18 protein-coding genes are annotated in these 13,812 nt (G+C 28.3%); 5 read left to right on the top strand and 13 right to left on the bottom strand.

Features of this window, described 5'->3' with window-relative positions; genetic code table 11:
- Positions 1-202 precede the first annotated feature (202 nt).
- The gene (locus CLCHR_RS15315; RefSeq protein ID WP_079440708.1) at positions 203-520 is read left to right on the top strand and encodes a hypothetical protein; all 318 of its coding nucleotides are present in this window, start codon (positions 203-205) and stop codon (positions 518-520) included.
- Positions 521-675: 155 nt separating this feature from the next.
- Positions 676-987: a hypothetical protein gene (locus CLCHR_RS15310; protein ID WP_079440707.1), complete on the top strand. Its 312-nt coding sequence runs from the start codon at positions 676-678 to the stop codon at positions 985-987.
- Between the two features lie 140 nt (positions 988-1,127).
- On the opposite strand, the gene CLCHR_RS25240 is transcribed toward CLCHR_RS15310, so the two are convergent.
- On the bottom strand, positions 1,128-1,412 hold the full coding sequence (locus CLCHR_RS25240; RefSeq protein WP_242966103.1) for a hypothetical protein: 285 nt from the start codon (positions 1,410-1,412) through the stop codon (positions 1,128-1,130).
- Between the two features lie 81 nt (positions 1,413-1,493).
- On the opposite strand from CLCHR_RS25240, the gene CLCHR_RS15300 reads away from it, so the two are divergent.
- A complete protein-coding gene (locus CLCHR_RS15300; RefSeq protein ID WP_079440706.1) occupies positions 1,494-1,814 on the top strand; it encodes a hypothetical protein in 321 nt (106 codons plus the stop codon).
- A gap of 270 nt (positions 1,815-2,084) precedes the next feature.
- Here the strand turns inward: CLCHR_RS15300 and CLCHR_RS15295 are convergent, their stop codons facing one another.
- The 4 genes from CLCHR_RS15295 to CLCHR_RS15280 all read right to left on the bottom strand — a co-directional run bounded on the left by CLCHR_RS15295 (position 2,085) and on the right by CLCHR_RS15280 (position 5,882).
- Positions 2,085-2,699, bottom strand: coding sequence for an immunoglobulin-like domain-containing protein (locus CLCHR_RS15295; RefSeq protein WP_079440705.1), 615 nt, complete (start codon positions 2,697-2,699; stop codon positions 2,085-2,087).
- A gap of 455 nt (positions 2,700-3,154) precedes the next feature.
- Positions 3,155-3,805, bottom strand: a complete 651-nt coding sequence (locus CLCHR_RS15290) for a class I SAM-dependent methyltransferase (protein ID WP_079440704.1) — start codon at positions 3,803-3,805, stop codon at positions 3,155-3,157.
- A gap of 156 nt (positions 3,806-3,961) precedes the next feature.
- Positions 3,962-5,422, bottom strand: coding sequence for an oligosaccharide flippase family protein (locus CLCHR_RS15285; RefSeq protein ID WP_079440703.1), 1,461 nt, complete (start codon positions 5,420-5,422; stop codon positions 3,962-3,964).
- Positions 5,423-5,516: 94 nt separating this feature from the next.
- Positions 5,517-5,882, bottom strand: a complete 366-nt coding sequence (locus tag CLCHR_RS15280; RefSeq protein ID WP_079440702.1) for a hypothetical protein — start codon at positions 5,880-5,882, stop codon at positions 5,517-5,519.
- Between the two features lie 360 nt (positions 5,883-6,242).
- Here CLCHR_RS15280 and CLCHR_RS15275 point away from each other — a divergent pair, with 360 nt between their 5' ends.
- Complete coding sequence (locus CLCHR_RS15275) at positions 6,243-6,836, top strand: MarR family winged helix-turn-helix transcriptional regulator (RefSeq protein WP_079440701.1); 594 nt, start codon at positions 6,243-6,245, stop codon at positions 6,834-6,836.
- Between the two features lie 25 nt (positions 6,837-6,861).
- Positions 6,862-8,046, top strand: a complete 1,185-nt coding sequence (locus tag CLCHR_RS15270; protein WP_079440700.1) for an SLC13 family permease — start codon at positions 6,862-6,864, stop codon at positions 8,044-8,046.
- Positions 8,047-8,234: 188 nt separating this feature from the next.
- On the opposite strand, the gene CLCHR_RS15265 is transcribed toward CLCHR_RS15270, so the two are convergent.
- The 8 genes from CLCHR_RS15265 to CLCHR_RS15230 form a co-directional block, all read right to left on the bottom strand.
- On the bottom strand, positions 8,235-8,810 hold the full coding sequence (locus CLCHR_RS15265) for a lysozyme inhibitor LprI family protein (RefSeq protein ID WP_242966101.1): 576 nt from the start codon (positions 8,808-8,810) through the stop codon (positions 8,235-8,237).
- 153 nt (positions 8,811-8,963) lie between these two features.
- Positions 8,964-9,455 (bottom strand): GNAT family N-acetyltransferase, encoded by a 492-nt coding sequence (locus tag CLCHR_RS15260; protein ID WP_079440699.1) that lies wholly within the window; start codon positions 9,453-9,455, stop codon positions 8,964-8,966.
- 146 nt (positions 9,456-9,601) lie between these two features.
- On the bottom strand, positions 9,602-9,766 hold the full coding sequence (locus CLCHR_RS15255; RefSeq protein ID WP_182629417.1) for a P-loop NTPase family protein: 165 nt from the start codon (positions 9,764-9,766) through the stop codon (positions 9,602-9,604).
- 27 nt (positions 9,767-9,793) lie between these two features.
- Positions 9,794-10,309 carry a ClbS/DfsB family four-helix bundle protein gene (locus CLCHR_RS15250; RefSeq protein WP_079440698.1) on the bottom strand — a complete coding sequence of 172 codons (516 nt, stop codon included), beginning with the start codon at positions 10,307-10,309 and terminating at the stop codon, positions 9,794-9,796.
- A 58-nt stretch (positions 10,310-10,367) separates the two neighbouring features.
- Entirely contained in the window at positions 10,368-10,823 is a 456-nt protein-coding gene (locus CLCHR_RS15245) for a VOC family protein (protein ID WP_079440697.1), read from the bottom strand.
- Between the two features lie 267 nt (positions 10,824-11,090).
- Complete coding sequence (locus tag CLCHR_RS15240) at positions 11,091-11,522, bottom strand: EamA family transporter (RefSeq protein ID WP_079440696.1); 432 nt, start codon at positions 11,520-11,522, stop codon at positions 11,091-11,093.
- Between the two features lie 289 nt (positions 11,523-11,811).
- A complete protein-coding gene (locus CLCHR_RS15235; protein ID WP_169896814.1) occupies positions 11,812-12,585 on the bottom strand; it encodes a class I SAM-dependent methyltransferase in 774 nt (257 codons plus the stop codon).
- 125 nt (positions 12,586-12,710) lie between these two features.
- Positions 12,711-13,637, bottom strand: coding sequence for a helix-turn-helix domain-containing protein (locus CLCHR_RS15230; protein WP_207652324.1), 927 nt, complete (start codon positions 13,635-13,637; stop codon positions 12,711-12,713).
- Between the last annotated feature and the right edge of the window lie 175 nt (positions 13,638-13,812).

Here is a 13,812-nt window from a genome sequence, read left to right as displayed (position 1 = left end):
TAATTGGAAGATGAATTTATTAATTATTAATATATAAGAACATTTCTTTATTAATTACTGCTTACTTCCTACATAGTACATAATATTTTAGTATTGTGCATTAAGTAAAATTTTACTTTGAATATATTCGTTTAAACATCACATAATAAAGTTGAAATTAATTAGTTGTAAATTAATAAAACTTTAAAGGATGGTTAACGCTATGAAAAAATTTATTGCTATATTTTCTATTTTTTTATTTGTATCATTTAAGATTAATACACTAATCCTTGTCGCTGAAGCCAAAACTTTTTCACAAGGTTTTTATACTATGGAGGATTTAGGTTTATATCCTAACACTCCATATTCTGTTCAGAATTCGTCTACTTATAATGACGGTATACTAATTATTCTCGACGGAAATAAAACCATACAACAAATCATACGCATAAAGCCTTCGTCACCAAAGTATACTTTAATACCTCTTATGAGTGATTACGTTTTTATACTATATGGTAATTTTAATTTAAATTTCTCATAGAGTATAAGTTTGGTAATTTTGATTTTCAACGACTTAAACACTTGCTTAAATTTCACTTTACTTGAATTCTTCTTTGAAATTTTCGCATAATAATCTTAAATCAATAATCCATATTTTATTTTCTGGTGATACAATTATGAAAGGTGGTTAATCTAATGAAAAAGTTTATTGCTGTATTTTTAGTTTTATACTTTATTATAAATCCAATAGCTACAGCCGCTGAAACTAAAACATACTCTCAAGGTTTTTATACAATGAAAGATCTTAATCTCTCTGAAAATACCATTTATAAGGTTCAGAACAATGAACCTTATGTACAGGGTCTATTAATTATTCTTGATTCAAATTCAAGGGTACAACAACTTATACGAATACCATCTAACTCTACTGAGAATACTTTAATTCCTCTTGCAAAAGATTATAAATTTATAATATATAATAATGTTAATTTAACGTTCTTCCAATAGGCATTTTTATAGGGCCTATTGTATTTGTATCATATTTTAACTTACATTAATCGGCACGCACTTTCTACATTGTTATTAGTAACTTCTTATGATGAATAATTATTTAAAATCCCCATATACTAGAATGATTTATGACTAAATCAACTCCATTTATTTTTGCCCCTAATATATAGGGGCTTTAAATTTTGTCGAATAATATTCTTTAATATTCGCATAATACAAATGTCTTCATGTGTAATTAGTTCATTTTTCCACCATCTTTTGTTAGTACATTCACTTCTTAGCCATCTAGCTGCTCCCATTTGTTTAACTTCTATTTGAAACTCTCTTACTTCCTGTTTTGGATGATCTGGAAATTCAAGGAGTAAAGTCAGGGAATTTAATGCTCTTTCTTCAGTCCCAAAATAAACTTCATAATTTGTCATTGTTGCTCTACCTCACGTTCTTACTATCGTGCGTATATTCTAATTTCAAAAACAAAATACTAATAAAATGGAGGTGCTATTATGAATATAAAGAAATTTTTAGTATTTTTTCTAATATCCTTATTTGCATTTGTTAAAATCCCTCAAGCACAACCACTTCCTATTGCAACAACTTATACACAAGGTATCTATAATATGACTCAATATAATGGAGATTATATTACAGGTAAACTAATAACTCCCGACAAACCTCTTACTGTAATAGTAATTGATTCTAATGGTAAGCAAAAAACATTTTTAAGGTTTGATACCCCAAATGAAACTGTAAAACTGGGTCCTGTTCAAGAAGGCGATATTCTAGCACTGGTTGGTACTGGAGAAATATCTTTTTCTCCTCTTTGACAGTTTACTAATATAGTGTTTAGTGAAATTCTAAACACTATATTAAGTATATTAACTTTCCTACTTAATAAAATTTCTTGTATTACTATTTCGCAATATCTACAGATCACGAAATACCTTCAATTTTAAAAAACAAATATCGCAAATCCATTTTCCATGAATTTGCGATATACATACCTTAATCTCTAATATATTTTTCTATTATTTATTAATTGCTACTAAAATAAATTAGTTCTACCCTCGAAGCAGATTCCCAAACTTTAAGAGTTTTTACTGTAGACTAAATTCTGCTGATATATTTGTATATCCCTCGGAATTACTTATTTCTTTCACAATTCTATATTTACCTGGTGTTAAATTTTTAAAATCTTTTAATGTGTCTAAGCTGCAATTTTCCTTATTTATATCTTTTGATAATAGAAATATACTAAGATCTTCAAACGTTGCATTTTTTGAAAAATCTAAACTATGCCACTCATTATCTTCAAATTTTTCTACTTTATATCGAGTTCCATATCCACCGTCTAAGTTTGTATTATTTGTAATATAAACATTAATATCTTTCGTACCAAGTGGATATACACGTTCTTCAGCCTTCATAGTGATGTCTTGCACTTGAACTCTATCTTTATTTGGATCCATAGCTCCACTTGCATCAAAGTAATATCCATCAACAGTTGTATCATGTACCATAGCACCATCAATATTGTAATAATGATAATTACCTTTAATAAATTGCCAACCTGTGATGTATGACTTTTCCGTGTTCCACCATCCATTAGTACTGTGCTTCCATTCTGCATTTGCTCCTATTGAATTTAATGTCAGCACAGAAATTAACACTAATAAACTCATTACTACATTTGATAATTTTAACTTTCTCATACATATCCCCCCCAAGCTGTAACTTCTTTCATCTTCTACTACAATATACAAAGAAGTAATATTATATAGGTCCCATTTTATTCAAGTTAAGAGAATATTTTTTATTACTTGCTAATTCAATCATATATAGTAAAAATCCCATTTTTTAATGCATAATTATCCTTTTGTGTATTTTTATTTAAATATGCCACTATATTGACACAATTGCATATTATAATAAACATATAAAGTTAATAAAACCTTTTTTTCATAATTATTTCCCTTAAATATAAATAGTAAAGAGTAACATTCATATTCCCCTATGAATGTTACTCTTTATTCATTATAAATATCTTTATAACTGAAATCACTCATTCCTTTATCTTTCTAGATTCACTCTATTATTAGTTCTTTATTATTAATAATTTAGCCTCCTAGTTTAAAATAATTGAAAATAAAAAAGCCCATGAAAAATATTATTTCTTAGCAATAACTATTGTGCTATTTCCAACTCTAAAGTTCATTTTCACAGTTTTGAAACCAGCTTTAGATAACATCATAATTTGATTGTCAATTGTGCAAGGTGTATCATAATGATAAAATTCCCCATCAGGGACACCTTGCTCTTTTCGTATTCTCTTATTTTCCCTATAATAAAAATTTTCCTCTTCCTGGCTCTCAACCATATAGTCACATTCAATATAGCATCCATGAGTTTTTAATGAGTTAAAAATCTTTGAGTATAGTTTAATCTTATCTTCATGAGAAAAATGATGCATGGTTTGAAATGATATTGCTGCATCGTATTTACAAGTGCCGAAATCATAATCAAAATAATTTGCATTTATTAATGACAAATTCTTATCAGGATGCTTGTGTTTTAATTGTTCCAACATTGCTTGAGTTAGATCAATGCCAGTAACATGGATAAATGGCATACTTTTAAATATTTCATCAAGTTCCAAGCCAGTGCCACATCCTAAATCTAATATTTCATCAGCATCTTTTGGCAGCAATTCTGCCATTTTAACATATCCCTCTTTGCATCCTTCTACTTTGTCAAGCATGTGTTCATCATATCCATCTACACGAGTAGTAAAAAAATCACTCATTTGTTCTATTCCCATTTTTCTCTCTCCTTTAAATGATATTATGCCTTAAATTTTTAACCTTAAGATTAATATAGTATAAATATAGCACATTAACATTTAATTCCAAACCTTAACTTCTATTCTGAATTAATTTTTCTCCTTTAATCATTTGCATTGGAATACTTGAGTTTATTAAAATAAAGCTTTCAATTTTATAACTACCCTATTATATATTTCAAAAAACACGACATCTTTAGTTATAAGCAGTATTGCTAGATACAACAAACCACAAATTATTATATCTAACCCACAAGAAACAACCATGCTAGATATAAAATGATTGATTACAAACGTTATTGGAATAAATAATAACGAATAATAAAAATACTTTATATTTTCAAAAGAAAATATATGTATATCTAATTTTATTTGTCTTTTAACAACTCTATACTCTAGCAATATGACTATTATATTTGAAATCATAGTTGCAATAATTGAATTTGTTGCTGTGAACATATTAACACCCACAAGTAGTGCATTTAATGCTACATTGCACACTCCACCTATGAAGAATATCTTAATATCTTCTTTTTCTTTTTTGTTCAGATATATTATTTGATTAGAAATAATTCCTTGAACACCAATGGTTAACATATATATTGAAAATCCCATCATCAAAGGAAACCATGGAACATAAGTCGAACCGACTCTTCCAAATATCCACATAGCTTGCTTTGATACGCAGAATAATCCTATAGAAGCAGGAAATAAAAATAGAAAATATATTTTAACCACTCTATTTAGTAATGAAAGATAATTTTCTTTTGAGTTATTCCCAAGATTATTTGAAAGTCTTGGCATTGTAACTTGAATTATTGTAAGCATTAAAGCATTTATTATATATATTGTTTTTTGCGCTATGGCATAAGCTGAAAGATCCTCATTAGAACCGAATTTGCCTATTACCAGCCTATCAAACATAGTATATAAAAGTCCTGTGTTAGAAAGTATTACAACTGCAAACATGGGCTTTATATATTGCTTAAGACTAAGATTCGAAAAATCAAACTTTATTCTTTTCTTTATGTAATAATAACTTAATAAGTTATTTACAAGATTCGCTGCTCCACTTAAATATAAATAAAATAGAAAATTATCTTCTCCTTTTACAGCCCATATTATTATTATTGAAGTTACTATCCTAACTATCATAGTTTTAATAGCAATAAAATCATAATTTTCTAAAGCTTCATTAATCCACTCTACATAAAAGAGGTTAAACACTATATTAAATCCTATAATCACACATGTATAAAAAGCTGGATTATTTCTATAAAATCTCAATAAAAAAATCATATATACAACTGATACTATAATTGTCGTGAATGTAGTTATAACAAATAAGCTGGTGAAGGTCTGCCTAAGCTTCTTCTCATCATCTCTAACCTTACTTATTTCTCTTAATCCATATTGATAAACCCCAAAACTTGCAAAAGCTAAAAATATTGTGTTAAATGTTTCGCCTTTTGCAATGTAAGAATAAGTTGATATAAATGCATTAGTTACAACTGGTGTTACTATTATTGGTAAGATAATGTTAAACAAGTTAAGTATTGCCTTGAAAACAGCATTTTTTGAAATAGATTTAGACATTATCTGCCTCCTATAACCTTAATAAATAATATTTGTAATCTTTTGTTATTATACGCCGATTATAGCATATATTATAATTGCTACATTACTTAAATTAACCTATTTCATTAATTTTATCTGTTATTAATGTTTTTGATATATACATTGTACTTATTAAGTTCTTAAAACGGTTATAATTAGATGTACCCTCATCAAATTTCTGCTGTGCTTTTTCACATTTGCTGATAATTGAAGATACGGGACGCAGTGCCTCTATCAATTCTTCTTTTGTATATTGTCCCATAACATTTTCATCTGTTATTAATGACTTGGAAATATATAATGCTTTTATCCTATTCTTAAGGAGTGTGTGCGAAGATGTACCTTCCGTAAATTTTAGCTGCGATTTTTCACATTTAGTAATAGTTGAAGATACAACTCGCAGTGCTTCTGCCAATTCTTCTCTTGTATATTTGTCCATAGCATTTCACCTCAAATTCATATAATTTATCTTCCGGTTAATTATATCATATCTTACAAATATTATATTATTCGATTTTCAAAGAACATATTTTTTATCCACTAGGTATACATTTCATTGCACTGTATCATACTAATAGTCTTTTAGTCAGTATATTTTTATGACATTTCCTTGATTAATATTTATTGAATTAATATTTAAGCAACTGGTACGAAATTTGTGAACTGTTTGATTTATGTTATAAATAGAATAACAACAAAAATTAGTTAGGTACCTTGAAATATTTCTTGACTTGCTCACAAAATCAGTTTATATTATAAATATAGTTAGGTACCTTATTATATTCAAAGGAGGATTCAAATGAACAATAACATTATTGATGAAAAGAATGAAAAAAATGAAATGGATGAAGAAATAATTATCTCATCTGATGAATTATTAATTGCACTAAACAAATTTATAAATATGTACCAAAGAAGTTCGTATAAAACACGAGCTCATTATACACCTTATCGTGGTCAGGTTCGACTTTTAAATATTATAGCTCAAAACGATGGATTTAACCAAAAAGAACTCACTAAAATATTGGATGTAAGATCAGCAACATTGTCAGAGCTACTAGATAAATTGGAACGTTCCAATCTTATTAAAAGAACAAAAGATGAAGTGGATAAACGTAAAATGCGTGTATTTTTAACTCCTGATGGTTTAGAGTTTTTAAAAAAATATGAGAATCAGAATGATTCTACAGAACAAGTATTTGAAAACCTATCAAAAGAAGAAAAATACTCATTTTATAATACAATCAAAAAACTTTGTACTCATTTTGAAGCACAGGCGATTCTTGAAGATTATGATTTAAGTGAACCATTACCGCCTCATATGAGAGAACACATTCCACCTCATGAAAGAGATGGGCATCATCCAAAGCCTCCATTGCACCACCATAAATAATTTAATCAGAGAAGGTGACCCTATTATGAGAACTATGTCAAATGTTTTGAATGGATTTAAAATATTTTTTTTAAATAAGAACTGTGAATTTTTGATTGAAATACTATCAAAAATAAGAGCAACCTTGGAAAATGATTCTTTTTTATCCATTTCCCTATTTGCTGCCATTGCAACTTCATTTATTAACACTCCAAGTTGGGGATACTTGGATTTCAAGGTGATTATTTGCCTGTTTGAATTAATGATTGTTGTGAAAGCTTTTGAGGAATATTCCTTAATTAATCATATATCATTATTGATTTTAAATAAGTGTAAAAATGAAAGAATTTTACTTCAGGTTTTGTGTTTGTTTGCTTTCATCTCATCCATGTTTTTAACTAATGATGTAGCGCTGATTGCAATTACTCCAATCTTAATTAACATTTCAAGAAAATGCAACTATAATATTATTTTACCTACTATTCTTATAACTATTTCCTCAAACCTTGGAAGCTGCGCAACACCAATTGGTAATCCTCAAAACCTATATATTTTTTCTCATTATCAATTAAATGTTGAAAACTTTTTTTCTTATTCATTGCCAATTTGTATTGTAAGTTTATTTTTACTGCTTTGTATCACTTTCTTTACTAATCCTAAAAAAATTACATTTATTATGAATGATACCTCAATACTTGAAAAAAAGAAAATAATCATATATTCAGCATTATTTATTTTACTGCTACTTAATGTTCTTGGTGCTATATCTTATTTCATAACATTACCTATTTTAATATTAGTGACACTTGCTTTAAATAAAAGCCTATTCAGAAAACTTGACTACGGATTACTAATTACTTTTGTTTGTTTTTTCATTTCAGTAGGCAATATATCTAACATTGCTATAATACGTAATTTTCTAACATTTTTAACCAATACATCAACAGATATTTATTTGTCTGCATTGCTATTAAGCCAAATAATAAGTAATGTACCAGGCAGTATTTTACTTGCTCCTTTTGCATCCAATTGGAAGGCATTATTTTATGGAGTAACTATTGGCGGACTTGGAACTCCTATTGCTTCACTGGCAAGTATTATTTCTTACAAGATTTTTATCCTTGAATATCCTTCTAAAAAGAAAGAATATCTATTGAAGTTTATTTTATTAAACTTTTTTTGTCTATCAATTATAGGATTGATTTTTTATATCTATATTCAATTAAATTAGTTTGAGCATAACTACAATATGCTTTAAAATAAACTGTAATATCTAGTCTATTGCGACCATGTTTTGATGCAGGTACAACAGACACACATGTTAAAATAGGCCATATGATAGATATAAATTACTCTATGTGGCCTTTTACTCACCACTATTTTGTGGTCAGTACTTCATTGTTATATAATATTTCAATCCTATTTCATATACTTCTCCACCAATACGTAGCACCTTTCTTTTGTTGAATTTGCCAAAGATCCCTGAAATAAAACTTTCTCCATAGTGCCACCAGCCATCTCTTCGGCATCTTTTTTAGCTTTAGCATCTCTATCTTTTATCCACTGAAGCTCCTCATTTTGCAACTTTTTCATATCACTTGCAGGTAACTGTGCTTTTAGAACGCCATATATTTCATTTAGTGCATCATCCCATTGTTTATGTTCTTTACATGCTTCTTGGTACATATCATTAGTTGTTGCATTAGCATCATTAAATCCTTTGAATCCCAGCTCAATATTATCTAGTTTAGCTTTATATTCTTGTTTTTTACTCTCTTGATTAGTATTATTACTTTTATCATTAAAACTCACTTTATTGTTATCACTAGACTTCTCATTATCATTTGAAGTGGTTTTCTCCTTAGAATTCACTTCATTATTTGCTGCAGTTGTTGTTTCCATTGGTTGTTTATTTACGCTTTCTTTAGTAGTATTGTCACAACCAACTAACCCAAATACTATAGCTAAAAGAAAGATTATTATAGATTTTTTCAATTTTAATTCCTCCAAATATAAGTAATTACTAAAACTTTTTCTTTGCTAAATTGTTAATAAGATATCCATTTCCAAAACCAATATCTAGTACTCTATCTTCCTTAGAACAATTTAAATTCTCCATGACAATTATCGTAATATAAATATGCCTCACTACATTTTTTTATATTTATACATAATCGTCGAACCATCATTTTCATTAAATACTGGCGGGTATGTTCTATATTCATAACCAAGCTTATGATAAAATTTATGGGAACTTTTAGAAGATGGAATTTCAATTAAATTGCTTTCAAAACACCATTCATCTAACTCAAGATAATGCACAAGTTCTCTGCCAACGCCTTTTCCTATATAATCTGGATTAACGAATATAGCCGTAAAATAACTTTGTTTTTCTTGACTATAATCCCTGCTTACTCCTCCGCAAGCAATAATCTTGTCATCATACCAAACTTCATAATAATGCCTTGTTTCAATAATGTTTTTAAGCCAATTAGTTGTAAAGGAATCTAAATATCTTTTAAATTCACTCTCGTTATAATCGATGTAATTAACTTCGTTCATACACCTATGTATGATTTCTAACATAATGTCAATATTTCTTATATCAGCTCTTTTATATGATAATCTGCTTAATTCCATACTTAATCTCCTCAAAAAAACTCACCACAATAATTTGTTATTAAAACCGATAATAGCATCTAAAATCAATATCATATTATTTAATTACTATATTAATAATCTATTATTTTGAATCTATGTCACAATAATTAATTGAAATTTACTATTCACTCTAAAACATCCTTATAGATTTTATCTACTATTTCATTTAAGCTTAATTCTTTCTGCAGACATACTTCAGGAATAATATCTAATAAATCTTTTCCATTCCACCATTCTTTCATTTCTTTTTCTCCAAACTCATTTTGCTCAATTACTATTTTAAAGCTCATCTTTAAACTGAATTTATATTCAAAAATTTATATTTGTTGTAACTTCTTCCACTTTCGTATTTTTGTTCTGAATGTTTTGAATGGCGCAACAGTATTAATGTGAATCCACTTCCATATTGGCCAGTTAGAAGGAGTTGATGAAGACCACTTTCTTCCTCCTTGCTCAAATAACTCGTCATCTGTATAACTATGGATTAATTCAACAATTTGCTGCTCAGCTCTTGTAAACATAGTGCATAACTCTTTGAGAGTATAACCTTTATATTTTTCGTAAAAACTTTCATATAAGCCACCAAGATTATTCCACTTATAGTCTGGAGTTGGGGTGATAACAACATGTCCTTGCTGTTCTTGCTTTTCCCAATCAAGAATAAGATCCATCCACCCTAACTGATAAGCAATCATTTGAGCGGGGGTTCTGTCAACTCCACCAATTAATCTATCTTTATCTTTTTCATCAATTTCATTAAATTCTTCAACAAATTGTTTTGCACGATTTGAAATTTCTGAAATCAATTCTTCTCTATCTTGATATTCCGCCACTTTTACACCCTTCTTTCAAATTACTATTTATGCTATTCAATCTTATAGGCTGACATCTTCACACATTAAATTCATCTTCTTTTTCTATATATTCACCTGTAATCTCTATCGTATTACCATCTGGATCTTCAACTTGGAAATAATAATATGGCATTACATTATTAACAAATTTAATCTTAGTCACTAAATTGCTAATATTTAGATTTATTATTCTTTCGCGCTCTTTTTCTAAATCTTCAACCCAAAAATTTAATACAAACTTATTAGTGTTTTTTGAATCTGCTATAGCAACAAGATTATCAAATTTTTCAACATATTCTCCCTTATGTATTGTTAATTCCGGATTTTGATTATCAAAATATCCGTTCATTATGGATATATTATGCCCCTCAAATTCAAACTGGGCAAAACGCTCCATATTCATTGAAGTAACTTTCATCTCTAATAATTTTTCATAAAACTCTATAGACTTAATAAAATCTTTAACTATTAAATAAATTGAACCTAAATGCATTTTTCTCCTCCATAACAAGTTAATTATTTATCTGAACCTTATACGGCCCCTTCGTAAATTTAAAATCTATTCCTAGTCACTTTCCTACTACAAATCAATTATAGCATATATTGTAAATGCATCACTATCCATTTCTACAGACCTATAATCTAATTTATTTTTTAAATCTATCCAAAAAAAATCACAAATTCAATCTCTTGAATAATGTGATTTTCATCTTTATTCTTTATTTTATTAAACCTAAGATTTTGCTTTTTTAATAAGACTCTAATCCAAATTAATAAAAGTCAATCCTATTATACAACACACAATCCCTATTATCTGATACATTCCAATGTGTTCCTTGTAAAATAAAATACCTACAATAATTAATAATATAGATATTGAAATACTTGCTACTAATGAACCTCTGCTTATATCCCAACCTGCTCGGTACATATAAATATATCCTACTTCCACTCCTACAATTGCTAATCCAAGAACGTAACTGGTCCAATTAACTTTATGTATATCCATTAAAATTCTGCTCGGCTTAGATGTCAAACAATACATTGCTATAGCAATAACCGTGCTTGCTAAATAAGTAATTGCTAGTGATAAGAATGAGTTTGCATCTTTTGGTATATTCTTAGTTGTAATATGATAAACAATGTTCGATACAATAACTATAATAATTGGTACAATATAATTTAATGACATAAATTATTTCCTCCATTATAGTGTTTAATAGCTATTAAATTATTTTCTTTTTGCATATAAATCCTCCTTAAAAAAGAAAGCGCTTAAACATCACGCTTTCAAAGGCCTGCGGCGTGAAATTTAAACGCTTATTATTTTCTTTATCCGGCGACAAAGAAATTAACATTCTATATCTGTTTTTATGTTATTATAACACTTTCATAAATAATTTTAAAGTCTCCCTAGCAAATTCATAAGAATATCAATATTCATTAAACTGTATTCAAATACTCATCTTGAGTCAATATCTCTACATTTTTTTAGCAAGATATAAGTCCACTGTATCATTAATAATTACTTCATTTCCTAACTCTTCGATTACTGTTCTAATAGAATTAAACAGTTGTGATTTCAATGATTTTTCTAAAGCTAAATGGTCTGAATAAGTATTTAGCAATTCTATATATTGAACTCCAGTCATTTTCCTGGAATTATGATATAGCTTAAACTCTATATTCTTAAAACCATATTCCTCTATCTTATCCACTATCCTTGAATATTTATATTTATTATCTTCACTATTGCTTACCTTATCGCTCCACTCTGGTAAAAGCTTCTTATAAATAGATTGAATCTTTTGATGTACTGGACTCTCCTTATCATTTGCAGATGGCCTATTCCAGAATAAAGCAATGGTGCCTTCATTCTTTATTATCCTATATGCCTTTTTATATCCAATTTCATCTGGTATCCAATGGAACGCAGTAGCAGAATATAACATATCAAATTTATTATCATCACAATCGTAATCTTCAAAGGCAGACCTAACAACCTCCAGATTATTATAATTCTTAAATTTTTCTCTGGTATATGAAGAAAGATTTTCGCCTAATTCAACTGCGGTCACCTTACATTTCGTTTTTAAGAAAGGCTCTGTAGCTTGACCTGTTCCGCACCCAACTTCTATTATTGATTTATCACTAGTGATTTCTGAATATTTCATTATATCTTTAAATATTTCTGTTCCGTAATTTGGACGCCTCTTTTCATAATTTAAAACTGCTTCATCAAATAAGTATTTCATATCCATATTATCCTCCCATCTCCCTTGCCATCAATGAACATTTCAAGTACATAAAAATTCTTATTGCCTTGTTCAGTTTTCATAGGTATTCAATATATGCTGAAATAGGTGATGTACAAGCAATATTAAATATATTTGAGCGATAAGTCATTTAATTCTGCTATAACTTTTTCATTATTCAGCCTTGCTGCTATAGGTGAAAATACATCTAACGTTTCTTTTGCCTTTTCCTTCCAACGCGTTTTATCTATAAACTCAATTGTTCTCATATTATGAATCCTATCAGCTATCATAACCATTACTACATCTTCATCACTCATGGATTTATTTATATTACTTCTCTTTAAATACATTATAATTTCTACAATTCTTTTTGAAAATTCACTTATGACTTTATTAATATGAGTACTTGACTTTTCTAAAATAATATCATGCAGTAAACCTGCTATGACAGCCTCTTCGCTCGCTCCCATTTCTGATAGAATAATAGCTACATTAACCGAATGAGTTACATAGTCATCACCCGAGTATCTTTTTTCCCCCTCATGCTCTACACATGCAAATTCATATGCTTTCTCTATTCTTTCTTGGTTATATTCAAGCATATTTTCTTTTATTGTCGTCCTTAATACCTCAAATAACTCTTCTTTAGTTGCATGAATATTTGTGCTTCTCATAAATACATGTCTCATATTATAATTACCTCCTAAACAATCAATTTGGAAACGAAATGCTCTTAAAAGTGCGGGAGAAAATCCAAATTTATTTTTAAATGCCTTAGTAAAACCGCTATGGGATTGATAGCCATATTCAAGCGCTACATCAATTATTTTCTTTCCATTGATAATTTCATCTGAAGCCTTAATTAATCTGCGCTCTTTAACATATTCCATAATTGATAATCCCATTTGCTTTTTAAATATTCTTGAGAAATAATACAGTGAATATCCAGCTTTATTTGCAATATCTTCGGCAGTTATAGACTCACTAATATTATTTTCAATATATTTAAGGCAGTTAAATACGATGGTCTTGTATTCCAAATCTTTCACCTTCTTTATTCCGCTTGGTAATTATAATATATATTTTTTTCAATTCAATTTCTTTTCCATTCTTGCTATTAAAAGCAATACGAATTGAATATTTCTCTTTCACATTACACATAATATTTATGTAATAATTTTTTAATGTGTTTGATTTTAATCCTCTTGTAAGTTCCTCCTGCAG

Source organism: Clostridium chromiireducens, assembly GCF_002029255.1.
Taxonomy (GTDB): Bacteria; Bacillota; Clostridia; order Clostridiales; family Clostridiaceae; genus Clostridium; species Clostridium chromiireducens.
This window is presented reverse-complemented; position numbering and strand designations above follow the sequence as displayed.

Coding starts and splice junctions, on each gene's coding strand:
- CLCHR_RS15315 (WP_079440708.1), top strand. CDS start 203: ATGAAAAAATTTATTGCTATATTTTCTATTTTTTTATTTGTATCATTT.
- CLCHR_RS15310 (WP_079440707.1), top strand. CDS start 676: ATGAAAAAGTTTATTGCTGTATTTTTAGTTTTATACTTTATTATAAAT.
- CLCHR_RS25240 (WP_242966103.1), bottom strand. CDS start 1,412: ATGACAAATTATGAAGTTTATTTTGGGACTGAAGAAAGAGCATTAAAT.
- CLCHR_RS15300 (WP_079440706.1), top strand. CDS start 1,494: ATGAATATAAAGAAATTTTTAGTATTTTTTCTAATATCCTTATTTGCA.
- CLCHR_RS15295 (WP_079440705.1), bottom strand. CDS start 2,699: ATGAGAAAGTTAAAATTATCAAATGTAGTAATGAGTTTATTAGTGTTA.
- CLCHR_RS15290 (WP_079440704.1), bottom strand. CDS start 3,805: ATGGGAATAGAACAAATGAGTGATTTTTTTACTACTCGTGTAGATGGA.
- CLCHR_RS15285 (WP_079440703.1), bottom strand. CDS start 5,422: ATGTCTAAATCTATTTCAAAAAATGCTGTTTTCAAGGCAATACTTAAC.
- CLCHR_RS15280 (WP_079440702.1), bottom strand. CDS start 5,882: ATGGACAAATATACAAGAGAAGAATTGGCAGAAGCACTGCGAGTTGTA.
- CLCHR_RS15275 (WP_079440701.1), top strand. CDS start 6,243: ATGAACAATAACATTATTGATGAAAAGAATGAAAAAAATGAAATGGAT.
- CLCHR_RS15270 (WP_079440700.1), top strand. CDS start 6,862: ATGAGAACTATGTCAAATGTTTTGAATGGATTTAAAATATTTTTTTTA.
- CLCHR_RS15260 (WP_079440699.1), bottom strand. CDS start 9,455: ATGGAATTAAGCAGATTATCATATAAAAGAGCTGATATAAGAAATATT.
- CLCHR_RS15255 (WP_182629417.1), bottom strand. CDS start 9,766: ATGAGCTTTAAAATAGTAATTGAGCAAAATGAGTTTGGAGAAAAAGAA.
- CLCHR_RS15245 (WP_079440697.1), bottom strand. CDS start 10,823: ATGCATTTAGGTTCAATTTATTTAATAGTTAAAGATTTTATTAAGTCT.
- CLCHR_RS15240 (WP_079440696.1), bottom strand. CDS start 11,522: ATGTCATTAAATTATATTGTACCAATTATTATAGTTATTGTATCGAAC.
- CLCHR_RS15235 (WP_169896814.1), bottom strand. CDS start 12,585: ATGAAATACTTATTTGATGAAGCAGTTTTAAATTATGAAAAGAGGCGT.